Here is a 17,545-nt window from a genome sequence, read left to right as displayed (position 1 = left end):
CCGCACGTTGTTAGTACTACTCTGCTGCGTCGCGATAGGGCGCGCCTTCGCCATAAGGCACGTTCACACCGCCATAGCGTCGCACGCGGATGTTGCATTGTTCGGCGTGGCCGACGAAGCCTTCCAGCATGCACAGGCGCGAGCCGTATTCGCCGATCATCGCCGCGGCCTCGTCCGTTGTGACCTTCTGATAGCTGTGTGTTTTCAGATACTTTCCGACCCACAGCCCGCCGGTATAGCGGCCCGCCTTCTTGGTCGGCAGCGTGTGGTTGGTGCCGATCACCTTGTCGCCATTGGCCACGTTGGTGCGCGGCCCCAGGAACAGCGCGCCATAGCAGGTCATGTTCTCAAGAAACCAGTCGTCGCGGTCGGTCATCACCTGCACGTGCTCGGACGCGATGTCGTCGGCGACCTTCAGCATTTCTTCATATGTGTCGCAGACAATGACCTCGCCATAATCGTCCCACGACACTTTCGCGGTGCCGGCGGTGGGCAGGATCTGAAGGAGGCGGTCGATCTCGGCCATCGTGTCCTCGGCCAGCTTGCGCGAGTTGGTCAGCAGCACGCAGGGGCTGTTATAGCCATGCTCGGCCTGACCCAGAAGGTCGGTGGCGCACAGTTCGGCGTCGGCAGCGGTGTCGTCGGCGATCACCATGGTCTCGGTCGGGCCGGCGAGCAGGTCGATGCCGACGCGGCCGAAAAGCTGCCGCTTGGCCTCCGCGACAAAGGCATTGCCGGGGCCAACCAGCAGATGCACGGGGGCAATGGTTTCCGTGCCAAGCGCCATCGCGCCCACGGCCTGGATGCCGCCCAGCACGTAAATCTCGTGTGCGCCGCCCAGATGCATCGCGGCGATCACCGCGGGGTTCGGTTCGCCGTTGAAGGGCGGCGTGCAGGCGATGATGCGCGGCACACCCGCAACCTTCGCGGTGGCCACCGACATATGCGCGCTTGCCACCATCGGGAACTTGCCGCCCGGCACATAGCAGCCGACCGACTGCACCGGGATGTTCTTGTGACCAAGGATCACACCCGGCAAGGTCTCGACCTCTATGTCCAGCATGCTGTCGCGCTGCGCCTGGGCGAACTTTGTGACCTGCGATTGCGCAAACTTGATGTCCGCCAGCTCGCGCGGGCTGACCTTCGCGATCAGCGCGTCAATCTCTTGTTGCGTCAGGCGATAGCTGTCGCGGTCATAGCCATCAAACTTCACCGCCAGCTCGCGCACGGCGGCATCGCCACGGGTCTCGATGTCCTTCAGCGTCGCCGCCACAACAGCGGCCGTCTGCGCGTCATCCTCGGCACGATCAGCCTCGGGTTTGCCGCGTTTCAGATGTGTGATCGTCATTGCTTTTCCTCGCTTATTCGGGCCGGGGGGGTACACGTTCGCCCCGGTCATAGGCTTCCCAGCCTTCGCCGTTAAAAAGATCCACGCCCAGTTGCGCGGCCACATGGGCGAAATCGACATTCACCCAGTTGTCGGTGATCTTGCCGTCGACCACTTTCCAGAAATCCATATAGCGGATCTCGACCCGCTTTCCGGTGGGGGCGATGCCCAGAAATTCGCCGGAATGGGTGGCTTCCTGTCGGCCAAACGCCGCGGCCCATTCCCCCATATAAAGACGCGCCTCGTCGATGCAGGTCTTGTCCGAAAACGCCGCTTGAAACGGGCGCTGCCAGTTGGTCTGAAATTCTTTCAACCCGTTTTTCGTGCCGCATCCCCGATTGCCCATCCAACGAAATCCATTGGCAAAGAACTCGCCAATATCGTTGATGCGGTGGTCGTTCAGGCCATCAACCATGGCTTCGATCACCCGGCGGGTATCGTCGGTTTTCGACATATCCGTATCACGGGTCAGCACCGCTTGTTCGGGGCGGGAACCTTTCATTCTGTCTCTCCTGTCAAAATACGTTGGGATCGTGCGGGGCGTGGACGCCCCAGCAGGAAATCCCGCGGCATTCTGTTCAGGGCCGGATGGCCGCACCGCGCGTTATGTCTTGCCCGGCTGCTCATCAGCCTTTCACCGCGCCTGCGGTCAGACCGCTGACAATCTGGCGTTGGAACACCATGACAAGGAAGAACAAAGGCGCGGTGATCGACACCGCCGCAGCCACGGCGACAACCTGATCCGTCGTGGTGGTTTCGCGGCTGAACATCCCGGCGATGGCTGGCACCATGGTCTGGTTCTGCGCATCCAGCAGAAGCGAGGTGACAAGGAAGTCATTGTAGCCCAACAGGAAGGAAAACAGCCCGGTCGTGATCACCCCCGGCCACATCACCGGCATGATGACACGACGGAAGGCCTGGAAGTGGTTGCAACCATCGACCCGCGCGGCCTCGTCCAGCTCGGCAGGGATACTTTGAAAGAATGACCGCAGCATCCAGATCGTGAAGGGTTGATTGATGGCAACCAGCACCGCGATGACCGCGAAGGGTTTGCCATAAAGCGTGGGGGCGTTGTCGCCCAGGATCGGGGCCAGCCACTCGGACGACGAGATGAACACCGGCAGATAACCCGCCACCAGCACCGAATGCGGCAACGCCCGAAATACCAGCGCAATGATAAGAATCGCGAAGGCAATGCCCGACCCGGACCGCGCAAGCCCATAGCCCGCCAGCGTGCCCACCGTCAGCGACACGGTCACAACGCCGGTGGTGACAATCATCGAGTTCTTGAAGTTGTTGGAAAACCCGCGGTCGATCCAAACGGTTTTGTAATGCTCGGTGGTCAGACCGATGACATCCCGGCCCAGCGGGCCAAACCATGGGTTCAGCACGTCAAGGATGGCTGGCAGGATCGCGAAGAAGGTGACAAGGAAACCGATGACAAGGGCAAGCGCGCCGATCAGCCATCCAATCCATTTCTGGCCAGAGGGCGCATAGGCGGCGACCATGATCGGCAGGGTCTTGGTGGCCAGCCGGGCCGTCACCCAGATCACCACGATCCCGAACAGGATATCCAGGATGGAAAGTCCCTGACCGCCAGCTCGTGTGTTAGGGCCAAAGATGACGTTCAGCGGGTTGGACGAAAACGCATCGACCGGGGATTTGAAGCTCATCACCGTGATCCAGAAGATCGGGAAGGCCGCGACGATGCACCAAAGCGCCAAAAACGACGCCGAGGTGAGTTTCAGCCCCAAAGGCTGACGAAGAGCGCGAGACGACATCTTAGTGACCTCCTTTATGGTCTTGCCAGGTGCGGCGCAGAAGCGGAACCAGGAGAACGGCAATCCCGATCATGGTCAGCATCGCCGAGGCCGAAGCCCGGCTGATCGACCGGTTGCCCGCCTGATCCGGCACCAGGAAGTCATAGGTCAGCCATTGCAAGCTGATGACATAGCCCTGGCTTGAGAAGCCGACGATTTCTTCGAAGACGCGATAGGCGTCCATCAGGTGGATCATCGAAATGAAGATGATCAGCGGGGTCAGATGCGGGATCACCACATATTTCATTCGCTGCCATCTGCTTGCCCCGTCGATCACGGCGCTTTCCAGCGCGTCACTGTTGACCGTCTGAAGCCCCGCATAGAACACGATCGCCGCAAACGGGGCCACGTGCCACACACGATACAGCATGATCAGAATCTCGATGGTCCAGGCCTGCGCAAACATCGACACGTCGCGCTGCAAATACCATTCGATAAGGGCGGTCAGAATACCGTCGCCGCGAAACAGCCAGTTGATGCTGAGCGCACCGATGACCGGCGTGATGATGAACGGCAAGAGCGAGATGAAGATCACCGGCCCCTTGATGGCAAGTGAGGCATTGTTGATCATCAGCGCGATGCCAAGCCCGGACGCCACGACAATCGGCAAGGTGATCAGGGTGAATGTCAGGGTGAACCGCAGCGCCTTCCAGAAATCAATCGACTGAAGGGCCATCAGTCCATCAGTTTTGATGGCATTCCATGCCCGCTCCAACTCCAACACATTGCGATAGCTTTGCAGGCCGACGAAGGTCGTGATCTCGACGATGTTGCCATCTTTATCCAGTTGCGGAACGGATTTTTGCTCGGTCACGCAAATCTGGTCGGGAAACCCCGGCGAGCATGTCTCGACCTCCACCGTTTCATAGACCGGCTGAGTGACATAGAAGCTCTGCTTCAGCACACTTGCCAGCGGGAACGCGATAAACAGGAGCATCATAAAGACAGATGGCCCGACGAAGGCTGCGAAAGTCTTGAAATTCATGGCTCTGCCTTTCTCATGGTCCTGAAGTTACTGGTGGAAAGAGGGGGGAGAGCTGAAACCCTCCCCCGTTCAGAAGGAATTACTGCACCAAGCCCGATTCCTTGGCGGCGGTGATATAGGCCGCTTCGATGTCAGCCAGCGTCGTGGTCGCATCCTTGGCACCATTCAGGTAATCCGAAATGCCGTTACCCAGCACCGTGTGCATGATGCCCATCGGTCCGGATCCGGGATAGGGTGCCGTGCCTTTCTGCGCGGTCTCATAGGCCCCTTTGGCCAGCGGCCCGGCATCAAACCCGTCGATCAGCCAGACGGCAGCGTCATTGTTCGCCTTGACCATTTCGGTATCCATACCCTCCATGGCCACCTGAAAGGCAGCTTCGGCCTCTTCGTCTGTCATGTTGGTGGCAAAGACGACGCCATCCCACCACAGCGACGAGGCCGGACGCTCGGACCCCATCGGGGCGGCGGCCATCACGACCTTGCCAACGACCTGGCTTTCGGCTTCGTCATTCATCGCGGCGGCACGGCTGGCCCACAGGTTCGCCATGGCGATCTTGCCCTGTTGGAATTGCTGCTGAACATAAGTCGAATCCGAGACCAGATATTCCGGATCCATATACTCGGTCAGCGCTTTCATCACTTCCAGCGCGGCCACACCTTTTTCATTGTTGATGTTGGGCATGTTGCCCTCGGCAAAGAATTCGCCGCCTTCACCCAGATAGTTGTTGATGAATTCTTCGCCCAGGTTCCAGCCGGTCTTGAAGGTGGCACCGATGGGATACTCCACAACGCCCGCCTCTTTGATCTTCGCGGCCGCGTCCAGCATCTCGGCATAGGTCGTGGGCACCGCGATGCCGAGGTCATTCAGAATGTCCTCGCGATACATCAGGTGTTGCAGGTTCACCATCATCGCAATCGCATAGGTCTTGCCGTCCACCTTGATCAGCTGGTTGGGCTTCAGGTGCTGGCCATACTTTGCTACCAGATCATCCAGCGGCCGAATTGTGCCCGCATTCAACAGCGGCACCATGGTCGAGTTTGCAACACCGCCAATCTGATACAGCGCAGGTTTTGCCGCGAAGGCTTCGGGCTGCTTCTCGCGGAAATCCTGATCCAGCGAGGCTTGGAAATTTCCGCATTCCGCCATCGCATCCGTGACCGCCTTCCAGGCTTCGAACCCGGCGGACAGCGATTTCAAAGGTGTGGTGTTTTCATAGGCACACTCGGCCCATGCGCCGGTTGCCATCACCGACAATACGCCGGCCAATGCAAGTTTCTTGAACATCAGAAATGTCTCCCTGTTTTGTCAGGTCCGCCGTCGACGCGCGGACCATGGTTGTGCCGCTGTCGCGGCAAGTGTCTGAGGGCTAGCCCTCGATACGTTTGCCATCTTCGGTGGCTTCGAAACTGTGGCAAATCTCATTCGGGACCGAGATCGAGACCATGTCCCCAATCTCTGCCCGGAAGGTCTTGTCGGATTTCACCGACACCAGCGCGCCATTGATACGCACGGAAATCATCGTCGCGTCGCCCAGCAGCTCAAGCGTATAGATCGGCGCGTTGATCTGCCCCTGCCCGGTCTCGGCCAAGGCGGCATCTTCGGCGCGAAAGCCAAGCGTGACGGGGCCGTCGGGGGCGTTCAGGCCGCGGATTTCGGTGTTTTGTGCCCGGAACGTGCCGCCCTTTACCTCTCCATCCATCAGGTTCATGGCAGGTGAGCCGATAAAGCTGGCGACAAACGTATTGGCCGGGGTGTCATAGATCTCGGTCGGGCTGCCAACCTGCTGCACCACACCTTTTTTCATCACGACGACCCGATCCGCCAAGGTCATCGCCTCGATCTGGTCATGGGTCACGTAAATGGTGGTCGCCGCCAGATCGTGGCTAAGGTTCTTGATCTGCGCGCGGGTCGAGACCCGCAGCTTGGCATCCAGATTGGACAGGGGTTCGTCCATCAAGAACACTTTGGGCTTGCGGACGATGGCCCGCGCCAGCGCCACGCGCTGCCGTTGACCGCCCGACAGGGCGGCCGGTTTTCGATCCAGAAAGTCCAGAAGCTCGACCCGTTCGGCGGCCTGCATCACGCGTTCATGGTGGGTGGAGGGGTCATTGCCGCGCACCTTCAGCGGAAAGCGGATGTTTTCATAGACGTTCATGTTCGGGTAAAGCGCATAGCTTTGGAACACCATGGCCACGTCGCGATCCTTGGGTTCCTTGTCATTCACCCGCTCTCCGTCAACGATAATGTCGCCTTCGCTGGCATCCTCCAGCCCGGCGATCATCCGCATCGTGGTGGTCTTGCCGCACCCGGACGGCCCTAGCAAAACCAGGAATTCCTTATCGGCGATGGTCAGGTCGAAATTATCGACGCCGACAAATGCGCCCCAACGCTTGCTGATGTTGCGCAGTTCGATCTCTGCCATTCGGACCCCCTCCCATTGGGTTTTGCATACGAATGCAATAATGTTAGACTTTGCTGCGACAATTTGGCAAGCTATATTTGCAAACGTATGCAATTTCAGGCGCAACTGACTGTAAAGAGAAGCAAATGCAAGACCTTCAAACCGCCAAGGACATCGTCCGGCGCCATCACGCGGACCTGATCGCGCCGGGAATCAACGCCCTAGACGCGCTTGCGGCACACACCGCCCCCGATTACCTCTGGCGTGGGTTCCATCCGTTTGGCGAACTTGGATCAATCCAAGAGGTGGACCGCCTGTTCTGGGTGCCCCTGCGCAGCAGCCTGACGTCCTTGCAACGGCGCGAGGATGTCTTCTTTGCCGGACGCAATCAGATGGATGGATTCAACGGCATATGGGTGGTGTCGATGGGGCATCTGATGGGGCTGTTTGACGAACCGTTTCTGAACATCCCTCCGACCCACAAGATCGCCATGCTGCGCTATTGCGAATTCAACCGGGTCGCGGATGGTAAGATCGTCGAAACCGCAATGTATTTCGACCTGCCCCACCTGATGGTGCAAGCCGGTCTTGACCCGTTCCCCGGCCAGACCGCCGCGCAACTGGTGCAGCCGGGTCCGCAAACTCATGATGGGCTACTTCTCGCGCCGCAGCCCGCCGACGAGGGCGAGGCGACGCTTGCGGTGATCAACCGCATGATCGGCGATTTGGGGCAATGGCAAAGCGGTTTGAGCCTGGAAGACGAGCTGCGCCAGACCTGGGCCGATGACATGTTGTGGTGGGGACCGACGGGCATCGGCGCGACCTATACGATCCCGCGATATGCGCGGCAGCATTCAGGGCCGTTCCGCGCGGCCTTCTCTGACCGCTCAAAAACCACCCATATCGCCCGGTTGGCTGAAGGTCACTATGGAGGCTTCTTCGGCTGGCCCAATTTCACTGCCCGTCTGACCGGCGAGTTCATGGGGCATGCCCCCACCGGCGAAACCGGCGCGTTCCGCGTGATCGACATTTACCGTCGCGATGGCGACAAACTGGCCGAAAACTGGATATTCATTGACCTTCTGCATTTCTGGAAAGACCAAGGTGATGACGTGCTGCAACGACTGGCTGACGGAGAGCTGTGATGATCGATGCCCACCACCATCTTTGGGATCTGTCTGCGGTGCATTACCCGTGGTTGATGGCCAAAGGAACGTCACGTTTTTTCGGCGATCCCGCCTCGATCCAGCGCAATTATCTGCTGGAGGAGTTTCGCCGCGATGCCACCGCGCAAGGCGTGACGGGCTCCGTGCACGTACAGGTGGGTGCCGAAGATGGTTGGGCCGAGGCGCAATGGGTGCAGTCCGTGGCAGATGCCAATCCCGACTGGCCAATGGTGCAGGTCGTCTTTTGCGATCTGACCGCGCCCGACCTTGGGCATCAGCTTGACCGGTTCCAGACCCTCTCGACCCTGCGCGGCGCCCGCCAGATCGTCGGTCGCGCGCCGGGCGAAGATGCCATGACCGGCACCAACACGCTGCTTGACAATCCCCGGTTCGCTGACGGCCTGCGCGAATTGGGACGGCGCGGGCTGAGCTTCGATCTGCAACTGATCCCGGAACTAATGGAAAACACCGCCCGCGTGCTGGAAACAGCTCCCGACACGCAGATTGCCCTGTGTCACGCGGGCAGCCCGCATGATCGTTCGGCGACCGGGCTTGCCGATTGGGCGCAGGCATTGCGCCACCTGTCTGCCCTGCCCCATGTCACCTGCAAACTGTCCGGACTCGGCATGTTCAAACATGACTGGAGACCCGAAGATCTCCGGCCCATAATCGAGGTCTGCCTTGACCAATTCGGCCCGGATCGCTGCATGTTCGGCTCTAACTTCCCGGTCGACAGCCTGTATTCCGATTATGAAACCCTATTCAGCGCGCATGCGCTTCTGGTGCCCAAAACGGATCACGAACAGGTCTTTGAAACCGTCTCGCGTCGGTTCTATCGGCTGGACGGCTGAAATGTCCGCCGCGTGGCACGATCAGCGTGCGGTGGGGCCACGACCGGACCAGGCTCGCAGGTCCGACACCGCTTTCGCGGTCCCCAACAGCACCAGCAGGCACAACGCGGATTTCGAGATCGTTTCCATGGCACCTTCGATCAGCATCGCATGAATGACGCTGCCGACCACGACCACAACGACCAGTAACGTGTGCCCAAGGCGCCAGAGCCGCAGCCTCAGATGTCGTCGCCCCAGTGCCAGACCGGCGGCACCGAACATCGCCCACATCGCGATGACACCCCAAGCAGAAAACGGTGTGGGTGACGTGAAAAGAAGTGCGTCAACGACATCGGGCGGACTTGTGATCCAAAGGCCCCCGACATGGATCACCACCGCAAGCACCAGCCCTGCACCGGTCACGCGATGCACGCGACGCCCGGCAAACAGGTGCAGGCCGGGAAACAGCCCAGCCGCCAGCAATGGCTGGATCAGCAAAAACGCCATCGCAATGATACCAGCGAACCCGGCCACGATATAGACCGGATCGCGCCACGCGAGCAGTGGGCTTTGCGCGGCGAGTAGCAACGGTGTCGCAATCGTGCCCGCAACGACCAGCACGGAAAGGATGGTCCTGAAACCGTTCATCCCCCGAAGCACGCCTTGTCAGGCCGGTTGCAGGACAAAATGCGCGCTGAGGCTGGTGTCTTTCGAACTGGCCATGACGGGCCGCAGGAAGACCGTCTCGAATGCGTCGTCGTCATAGGCCAGATGGCCGTGCGGTTGCCCAAAGGCTGGCACGATCTGCGGCATCTCAAGCCGGAACGCTCCGGTCGCATCGGTCAGTGTGGCACCGTGACTGTGCGGGTCGCGTTCGTGACCTTCGGTTGTATGGGCCCAGACCTGAATGCGTTGACCCGCCAGCGGGGCACCATCGCCTGCGCGGCGAACTGTGCCGGTCATCCAGAAACCACCATTGCCTATCCGGTCCACAATCGGCGCACCGGGCAGATAGTTGTTGGACCCGCCGCGCATCGATCGGGTCGGCGCAAGGCCTTGCGCCCGCGCAGGCACCAAAAGACCGGCCCCCCCGGTCACAGCGGCGGCGATCCCGGTGGCAATAAGGGTGCGGCGTTTGATCAGGATTTTGGACATCCAAGGCCCTCCTGTCAGATCAATGAACCGGACCAATGGCTCTGGATCAGTCAAGTTGACCAGATATGCCCTTGGTGAACTTTTTCGATGTCAACAATAATACAAACCGCCGTCAGGCAAAACCGGCCACACAGCATCGTGAAGCCCCCTTGCCTGTTCACCATAATTTCGCGTCATCTGACACCAACTGGTCCAAGAACTGAAGGACCGCCGTGGCGCTCCGAAGCGATATACAGTGATGGTTTTCAGCAACACGGCATCCGCTTGTTGCAGCTTGATCAATTGGGCGTTGATACCCGGAATCCACTGACCCTTCGGATTTGGTGTGTCGGTGTTGCAATCAGTTGCAAGTGTCAGTGTTTGTCCAAGCTAGAACTGTCACATCTGGTGGCAGCAGAGCATGGCTGGGCGGGGCGGAGCCATCTTCTACAGCAGGTCTGACCAGCCATGCCGATGTTGCTTTGCGCGGTCACGGGGTGGTGTCAATGTCATTTCAAATACGTGCTACGCCAATACTATGGCGCCCAGATGCTCACGCATCTGAGCGCATCGCGTATACGGGGAAGGTCAGGCCACGCGGTCAGGCTTTTGTCCTGAACATCGAAATATTGCGAGGAAAACAAGTCGTCACACCAAGCCCGGGACGAAGCCAGCAACGGAAGATCCGATCAGGCGTTCCTTATTAAAGACTGGTCTCAGATCAATGGTCAATTTCGGCGCTCAGTCCTTTTAGGATTGGGCAGTCAGGTCGGTGATCCCCCGCGCATTCAATCGCCAGATGGGACAATGTCTCGTGCATTGCCTGAAGGTCAATGATCTTGGCTTCGATCTCTTCCAAGTGTCTGTTTGTGATATCTTTTACTTCCGAACTACTGCGGCTGCCATCTTCGTATAGTGCAAGCAATGCACGACAATCATCGATTGTGAAGCCCAAGCCACGAGCACGACTCAGGAAAATGAGTTTGTGCAGATCGGTTTCGCGGAACACCCGATAGTCGTTGCAGTCCCGCAAAGGTTTCACCAACCCGATATCCTCATAATACCGGATGGTTTTCGCCCGCAGGCCGGTGCGCTTGGATACTTCGCCAATATTCAGGTTCATGTCGTCCTCCTGCTTATTCAGCCAGCGCCGGGTTCAGAGTGTTATCCCCCTGCATCGGAACCGGTGCTTTTTCGAACAGAACCGGTTTGACCCAACGCAAGCGCAGCGCGTTCGTCAGCACGAAGACACTGGAAAGGGCCATCGCACCCGCCGCCAGAACCGGCGACAAAAGCAACCCGAAGGCCGGATACAGCACGCCGGCAGCCACAGGGATCAGCAATGTGTTGTATGCAAAAGCCCAGAACAGGTTCTGCCGGATATTGCGCATGGTGCGCGTTGAAATGTCAAAGGCGTTGACGACACCTGTCAACTCACCAGACATCAACACAACATCTGCCGCCTCGATCGCCACATCCGTCCCGGTGCCGATGGCAATGCCCACATCCGCTGTTGCCAGTGCGGGCGCGTCGTTGATGCCGTCTCCGACGAATGCCAGCTTGCCCCGCGTTCGCAGATCTTCAAGAGCGGCAACCTTGCCCTCGGGCAGGACTTCAGCCACGACAATATCAATTCCCAATTCGGCCGCAATGGCGTTGGCGGTTCCCTGATTGTCACCCGTGATCATTGCCACGCTCAGCCCCAGATCATGGAATGCTGCGATAGCTGCCGGGGTGGTCGCCTTTATTGGATCCGTCACAGCAATTGTTGCCGCGATCTGTCCGTCAATCGCAGCATAAAGCGGCGTGCGCCCCTTACGGCCCAGTGCCTCGCCGGTTTGAGCAAGCGCCCGCAGGTCGATCCCTTCGCGCTTCATTAACCGGTCGGCACCGACAAGAATTCGATGGCCCTCAACCGTCGCTTCAACACCGTAACCCGTGATCGAGGTGAACGCCTCGACAACGGCTCCTTTCAATCCCTTCTGGGCTGCGGCCCGCGTGATGGCTTCGGCGATCGGGTGTTCGGACTGCGCTTCGATGGCGGCAACCAGGCGCAGCACCTCATCGCCATCAAACCCGTCAGCGACGATAAGGTCCGTCAATTCCGGGCGACCTTGTGTCAAGGTGCCGGTCTTGTCCAGCGCGACCACCCGCGTCTCTTGTAACATCTGAAGGGCATCGCCCTTTCGGAAAAGGACGCCCATTTCGGCTGCGCGACCCGTGCCGACCATAATCGACGTCGGAGTTGCCAACCCCATCGCGCAAGGGCAGGCAATGATCAAGACGGCGACGCCCGCAATCAGCGCAAAGCTCAGTGCCGGGTCAGGACCAAAGAACAGCCATGCCAGCACCGTCAGGGTCGCGATGACCATGACAGCAGGCACGAACCAGGATGTGATCCGGTCCACAAGACCCTGAATTGGCAATTTGGCACCTTGGGCTTCTTCGACCATCTTGATGATCTGTGCCAGCATCGTATCGGACCCGACCTTGGTCGCGCGGAACGTCAGCGCGCCGGTTCCATTCACCGTGGCGCCCACGATCTCAGACCCGGTGGATTTTTCGACCGGGACGGGTTCGCCGGTGATCATGCTTTCATCGACATATGAACGACCGCTGGAGACAGTGCCGTCCACGGCAATTTTTTCGCCTGGACGCACGTGGATCAGATCGCCCACGACAATATCTTCGATCGGAAGCTCGACGACCTCGCCATCGCGCTCTACCCGTGCGGCTTTCGCCTGAAGCCCGACAAGTTTGCGGATTGCATCTCCTGTGCGCCCTTTGGCGCGCGCTTCCAGAAAGCGGCCAAGCAGGATCAGGACGACAATCACGGCTGCCGCTTCATAGTAGACATTATCAGTGCCAGGCGGCAGCAGACCCGGTGTGAAAGTGGACACCAGTGAGAACACATAGGCCGCGGACGTGCCAAGCGCGACAAGCGAGTTCATGTCAGGCGCGCCCTTCAGCAGTTGCGGAAATCCCTTGGTATAAAACCGCAGACCGGGGCCGAACAGGACGACCGTGGTCAGAACAAACTGTAGAATCCGGCTGTTTTGCAGACCGAAGCTGTTTTCGATCCACATATGTATCGCGGGAACCACATGACCGCCCATCTCGATCAGGAAAACCGGCAGAGCCAGAACCGCCGCGATCAGGGTCAGTCGACCGAGATGGGCAGTCTCTGCTGCCTTGCGGTCCTGTTTGTCGCGATCTTCACCCGCCTTGACCTTCGCTGGATATCCCAGTTCGGTGGAAATCCGGGCCAAATCTGCCGGCGTAGTTGCGCCGATGGCATAGCGTACGGTTGCAGTTTCTGTGGCCAGATTGACCTGCGCATCGATTACACCGGTGCTGGCCATCAGTTTGCGTTCAACCCGGCCAACGCAGCTGGCGCAGGTCATATTTTCGACTTCAAGGGTCACTTCGTTCGTTGAGGCCGGATAGCCTGCTTCACTCAAAGTATCCATCAACCCAGGCAAGTTGGCGGGGGCGGCGAAGCTTACTCGGGCAGTTTCGTTGGCCAGATTGACTTCGGCAGTTAATACGCCGGGAACTGCGGTCAGTGTCTTTTCGACACGTCCGACGCACGAGGCGCAAGTCATACCTTCGACCGACAAAGTAACATTGTTTTTTTCCGTCATGACACTCTCTGCGATTCGGGGGGATCAGGCATGTATCTGGGTTCCAGTGTGGGTAAGGTCAAGCACTGAATGTAATATATTTTTGACTCTTGACCTTACCCCATGGGAACCTCCATGTCGCTTGATGATCAACGAAACGGAGAGTGTAATGAGCAAATTCAACGTGCCCGACATGAGCTGCGGTCATTGTAAAGCAGCCATCGAAAAAGCGATCGACGCCGTCGATGGCGATGCGGTTCTTGCCTTCGATCTTGATGCACGCACCGTCGACATCAGCAGCAGACTAAATGACGCCGAACTGGCCGAGATCTTGAACAAGGAGGGTTATCCCAGCACGATGGCTGTCTAAGCCAATACGCCGTCTGGCCGGTTGCCACATCAACGCCAAGTGCCTGGTGTTGGCGGCCGTTAGCCATCACTTCAACGAAGAACAGGGCGCGAATGGCCTTGGTTGCGCCGAACGAGGTCACTTCCGTTAACCTCATTCCTGCCAATCTCGACTTCTTGTCCCGGTCGTTCGACCGCCGATCTGGAACGTTACAGTTCGGGCATCAAACAGAGTCGGTAAACTCTTGCCTCGCCAAGGCACCCCGGCGAGCAGGGTGTATTTTCTGGATCAGGGCGAACGCGGCCCCATCTGACACACTCACGCAGAGCTTACGGGATTGATGATACCCATCACGCGGCGTCATAAGCGGTAAAGACTTCGGTCGTCCCGTCTTTACGGATTATATATACCGCATAGGCATCGCGTTCGCTTTCAGGACCCATGCCGGGTGATCCCCACGGCATGCCCGGAACTGACAAGCCGATTGCGTCTGGTCGTTCGCTCAACAGGCGGCGGATGTCGGCTGGTGGCACATGACCTTCAATGACATATTCTTCCACACGGGCCGTGTGGCAAGACGCCATCTCTTCGCTGATTCCACTTTCCTGCTTCAGACGCACCAGCGCTTCATAGGGGACTTCGCTGACCTCCGTTTCAAATCCTGCTTCGTTTATGACGTCGACCCATGCGCCGCAGCATCCACAATTCGGATCCTTGACGACTTGCATCAACGGGCCTGTGCCAGCCAGAGCAGGCATACTCAGTCCAAGCCCGGCGGCTCCGATAGCACACAGAACTGCGCGGCGATTAAGTGTAAGATTGGTCATTTGGTTCGCTTCCATGTTTGGTGGGTGGGTTGGTGATTTTATTTCATTGTATTTTATCATTGGCGCGATATCACAACATGACAAAGGTCAAACCGTGTCGCTTACGAGCTACCCTGCATCTGTTCGCCTTCCGTCCGCACTTTCTGGGTTTCGCGCATCCGGTCGGGCCAGGTTGACTTGATGAACGCCAGAATATCCCAGATTTCCTGCTCGCTCAATTGGTCGCCAAAACTGGGCATACTGCTGACAAAATCGGTGACGCCGCTTGCCTCCAGGGCCGCCTGCCCGCCCAGTTTTGTGTAATTGAACAGCAGCGCATCTCCGTGATGCCAGGTATGGCCGGTCTGGTCATGGGGGGGAGCGGGTAGAGTGCCGTCATCTTTCGGGCTGCGCCAATCGGGTTCACCTTCCAACTGCGCCCCGTGGCACGAAGCACAGTTTTCAGCATACAACTTCGCACCGGCCTCGGTATCAGAATTCGCCGGTTGCTTTGGTGGCCCGGCTTTTGCATCGTTGGAGCCTAGGAAGGCCGCGGCGCTCAAAATACCTAATATGGCGACAGCCGCAGCAATCACAAGCTTGGTTCGTGACATCGTTTCTCTCCGTGCTGTGGTTAGTGAACGTTCTCTTTTTCATCATGATACCTCATCCTGGATTGCCATGATGTCTGCGCAGCGACTGTTCGAACATCCCCGATCCGCCATGTGTGGTCAGCATCTGCCGTCAAAGGTTCGACGGCGCACGGAGCAAGCGACATTTTACCATCAGGGATCACGTCCAACCTTTCCCTTTGAAAAATGGTGTTCGTTCCAACAGTCGTCAAACATCGCTGGACCACCAGCAGTCTGGGATCATTCTGCTGCCTTTCTCGTCGCATCGACGATTTCAACCAACTGGGATTTCTCTACAAACCCCGGCACCAGTTCATCACCGATCACAAATGATGGTGTGCCATTGAAGCCCAGGGATTGCGCAAGATTCATCGAGGTCGAGATATGTTCTTCGATTTCAGGTGCTTGCATATCCCGGCGCAGCTGGTCGATATCCAGTCCGACTTCAGATGCGATGCGCATGACAGACGCTTCTTCTGCACGACCACTCATACCCATCAGCGCCCAATGGAATGCTTCGTATTTCCCCTGTTCCCGGGCTGCCAATGCAGCCTTTGCAGCAAAAACCGATCCTTCTCCCAGAATAGGCCACTCGCGATAAACAAGTCGCACATCCGCATCATCCTCAAGCAGTCCTTGCACTTCGTCCATCGCTCGGCGGCAATAGGGACAGTTGTAGTCGAAGAACTCCACCACCGTTACATCCCCATCCGGATTGCCCAGCACCGGTGCATTCGGATCCAGTTCCAGCAAGTTGCGCTGATTGGTCAGAACATCTGCGCGGGCGGCCTCGATGTCGGTGGCTTTCTGTTGTTCCAGGATCGAGACGGCTTCCATGATGATGCTGGGGTTTTCACGGATCGCTTCAAGGGCCAGTTCCTTGATTCTGCCCTCATCTAACTCGTCCGCCCATGTTCCAAACGGCGTCGCCAGACCGATGGCCAGAGCGAGAATTCCATTTCTCAGTTTCATGCTGTTCTCCCATATATTAATTTGTTCATGTCACGCTAATCCAGGTCGCCATGCCCGCTGCTGCATGAGCCAACATGTGGCAATGGAATAGCCACTTGCCGGGTTTGCCAGCGACAAAGGCGATCTCACGTGTTTCACCCCTGAACACCAACAGCGTATCCCTGAGGGGGCCAAGTTTACCATCTTTCAAGACTTCGCGAAAATGCATACCGTGCAAGTGCATGGCATGTGGAAAGACTGTGTCGTTCTGGATGCTGACCCGTGCGGTTTCCCCTGATGATAGCTGCGCAAGTGGAGTATCGTCCATACCGACTATGCCGTTGAACGACCAGAACTGGTTGACTGCCGCCAATTCGCTAAAGTTCATTGTCTTGCCGTCCAGCTTGGCGCTTTGAAGGCCGCCCATAGCGCCACCTTCCATCTTCAAGTCGAACCGGCGTGCCGTGTCCACGTCGGGAACGGACATGTTCGGATTTGGTGGCAGCGGCGTTGGGGTGTTGCGCTTGCTGGCTGAACTCTCGGAAGAACCAACTGGAAAAGCGGCTTGCGAAACAGCTTCTTCATCGTCGATGCGAACCAAATGTGCGACTTCGTCTGTGGCGGCGGTGACATCGGCAAACAGATCGATGCGTTGCCCAGGTGCCAACAGGAAAGGGCCTTCAACCTTCTCTGGCACGTCCAGCGGCATACCGTCATAAGCCATCACCCAACCTTCAAGCCCCGACAGCGCCAGTTGGAATATCTTCGCGTTGGACGCGTTGATCAGGCGCAGCCGCAGACGTTCGTTGGGCTTGACCGGCAACTCTGTTTCCGGCGATCCGTTCGTGGCAACAAAATTTCCGAGACGCCCGGCGTGGCTTCGGTCGTGCGGGGTGTCGAAATCAGTGTCCAACTGCGCCGTTTCCGGGTCCAGGCGCCAATCATCGAGGATCAGAATTTCATCCCGGTCAATGTCAGCCGCTTCCGCTTCATCAACGATCAGGGCACCGTAAAGCCCGCGGGCGACCTGTTCCATAGAGCGGTTGTGGGCATGATACCAATACGTGCCGGCATCATCGGCGGTGAAATCATAGTCGAATGTCCCGCCGGGCGGCACTGCGTCCTGGGTCAGCCCAGCCACCCCGTCCATCGCGTTGTCGATACGAAGACCGTGCCAGTGCACGGAACTGGCCTGTGGAAGCTCGTTGACAAACCGTCGCGCAATGCGGTCGCCTTGTTGCACCCGGATCAAAGTTCCCGGCATCTGCCCGTCGTAGCCCCAGATTTGGGTCAGCGGATAGTTGGCAGGCGCGAGTTGGACATCTGCAACGCGGGCAGTCAGCAAAGTGGGGTCGGTCGCGGCCGCGCGAATTGTTCCTGGCACCAGTGTACCAAGTCCCAGGGTCGCCCCCATGCGCAAAACATCTCGTCGGGTTTGTTTCATTCCGTGTCCTTCTTTG

Annotated in this window: 17 protein-coding genes; 3 read left to right on the top strand and 14 right to left on the bottom strand. The window is 58.3% G+C overall.

Annotated features, from left to right (window positions below; all coding sequences use genetic code 11):
- Positions 1-16: 16 nt before the first annotated feature.
- From hisD to BMY55_RS15230, 6 genes are all read right to left on the bottom strand, one after another.
- Positions 17-1,348, bottom strand: a complete 1,332-nt coding sequence (gene hisD, locus BMY55_RS15255; protein WP_091432831.1) for a histidinol dehydrogenase — start codon at positions 1,346-1,348, stop codon at positions 17-19.
- 13 nt (positions 1,349-1,361) lie between these two features.
- Positions 1,362-1,889, bottom strand: a complete 528-nt coding sequence (locus tag BMY55_RS15250) for an ester cyclase (RefSeq protein WP_091432828.1) — start codon at positions 1,887-1,889, stop codon at positions 1,362-1,364.
- 124 nt (positions 1,890-2,013) lie between these two features.
- Positions 2,014-3,168, bottom strand: a complete 1,155-nt coding sequence (locus BMY55_RS15245; protein WP_091432825.1) for a carbohydrate ABC transporter permease — start codon at positions 3,166-3,168, stop codon at positions 2,014-2,016.
- A gap of 1 nt (position 3,169) precedes the next feature.
- Positions 3,170-4,192: a carbohydrate ABC transporter permease gene (locus BMY55_RS15240; protein WP_091432822.1), complete on the bottom strand. Its 1,023-nt coding sequence runs from the start codon at positions 4,190-4,192 to the stop codon at positions 3,170-3,172.
- Between the two features lie 79 nt (positions 4,193-4,271).
- A complete protein-coding gene (locus BMY55_RS15235; protein WP_245744787.1) occupies positions 4,272-5,477 on the bottom strand; it encodes an ABC transporter substrate-binding protein in 1,206 nt (401 codons plus the stop codon).
- Between the two features lie 82 nt (positions 5,478-5,559).
- Positions 5,560-6,615, bottom strand: a complete 1,056-nt coding sequence (locus BMY55_RS15230) for an ABC transporter ATP-binding protein (RefSeq protein WP_091432816.1) — start codon at positions 6,613-6,615, stop codon at positions 5,560-5,562.
- A 125-nt stretch (positions 6,616-6,740) separates the two neighbouring features.
- Between BMY55_RS15230 and BMY55_RS15225 the strand changes: the two genes are divergently transcribed.
- A complete protein-coding gene (locus tag BMY55_RS15225) occupies positions 6,741-7,739 on the top strand; it encodes an ester cyclase (protein WP_091432813.1) in 999 nt (332 codons plus the stop codon).
- Entirely contained in the window at positions 7,739-8,611 is an 873-nt protein-coding gene (locus tag BMY55_RS15220; protein ID WP_091432809.1) for an amidohydrolase family protein, read from the top strand. Before BMY55_RS15225 ends, BMY55_RS15220 begins: the two co-directional genes overlap by 1 nt.
- Before the next feature lie 21 nt (positions 8,612-8,632).
- On the opposite strand, the gene BMY55_RS15215 is transcribed toward BMY55_RS15220, so the two are convergent.
- The 4 genes from BMY55_RS15215 to BMY55_RS15200 form a co-directional block, all read right to left on the bottom strand.
- Positions 8,633-9,238 carry a ferric reductase gene (locus BMY55_RS15215; protein WP_091432806.1) on the bottom strand — a complete coding sequence of 202 codons (606 nt, stop codon included), beginning with the start codon at positions 9,236-9,238 and terminating at the stop codon, positions 8,633-8,635.
- 18 nt (positions 9,239-9,256) lie between these two features.
- Positions 9,257-9,745: a peptidase associated/transthyretin-like domain-containing protein gene (locus BMY55_RS15210; protein ID WP_091432804.1), complete on the bottom strand. Its 489-nt coding sequence runs from the start codon at positions 9,743-9,745 to the stop codon at positions 9,257-9,259.
- A 700-nt stretch (positions 9,746-10,445) separates the two neighbouring features.
- On the bottom strand, positions 10,446-10,841 hold the full coding sequence (gene cueR, locus BMY55_RS15205; protein ID WP_091433197.1) for a Cu(I)-responsive transcriptional regulator: 396 nt from the start codon (positions 10,839-10,841) through the stop codon (positions 10,446-10,448).
- Between the two features lie 19 nt (positions 10,842-10,860).
- The gene (locus BMY55_RS15200; protein WP_091432802.1) at positions 10,861-13,368 is read right to left on the bottom strand and encodes a heavy metal translocating P-type ATPase; all 2,508 of its coding nucleotides are present in this window, start codon (positions 13,366-13,368) and stop codon (positions 10,861-10,863) included.
- A 148-nt stretch (positions 13,369-13,516) separates the two neighbouring features.
- Here BMY55_RS15200 and BMY55_RS15195 point away from each other — a divergent pair, with 148 nt between their 5' ends.
- The gene (locus tag BMY55_RS15195) at positions 13,517-13,717 is read left to right on the top strand and encodes a heavy-metal-associated domain-containing protein (RefSeq protein ID WP_091432799.1); all 201 of its coding nucleotides are present in this window, start codon (positions 13,517-13,519) and stop codon (positions 13,715-13,717) included.
- Positions 13,718-14,046: 329 nt separating this feature from the next.
- On the opposite strand, the gene BMY55_RS15190 is transcribed toward BMY55_RS15195, so the two are convergent.
- From BMY55_RS15190 to BMY55_RS15175, 4 genes are all read right to left on the bottom strand, one after another.
- Positions 14,047-14,523: a DUF411 domain-containing protein gene (locus tag BMY55_RS15190; RefSeq protein WP_091433194.1), complete on the bottom strand. Its 477-nt coding sequence runs from the start codon at positions 14,521-14,523 to the stop codon at positions 14,047-14,049.
- Between the two features lie 101 nt (positions 14,524-14,624).
- Positions 14,625-15,116, bottom strand: coding sequence for a c-type cytochrome (locus BMY55_RS15185; RefSeq protein WP_091432795.1), 492 nt, complete (start codon positions 15,114-15,116; stop codon positions 14,625-14,627).
- A gap of 258 nt (positions 15,117-15,374) precedes the next feature.
- Positions 15,375-16,106, bottom strand: coding sequence for a DsbA family protein (locus BMY55_RS15180; RefSeq protein ID WP_091432792.1), 732 nt, complete (start codon positions 16,104-16,106; stop codon positions 15,375-15,377).
- A gap of 25 nt (positions 16,107-16,131) precedes the next feature.
- Complete coding sequence (locus BMY55_RS15175; RefSeq protein WP_091432789.1) at positions 16,132-17,529, bottom strand: multicopper oxidase family protein; 1,398 nt, start codon at positions 17,527-17,529, stop codon at positions 16,132-16,134.
- Positions 17,530-17,545: the final 16 nt, after the last annotated feature.

Source organism: Aliiroseovarius sediminilitoris, from assembly GCF_900109955.1.
Classification (GTDB): Bacteria; Pseudomonadota; Alphaproteobacteria; order Rhodobacterales; family Rhodobacteraceae; genus Aliiroseovarius; species Aliiroseovarius sediminilitoris.
The sequence above is the reverse complement of the archived record's forward strand: the minus strand, read 5'-3'. Positions and strand labels throughout refer to the sequence as shown.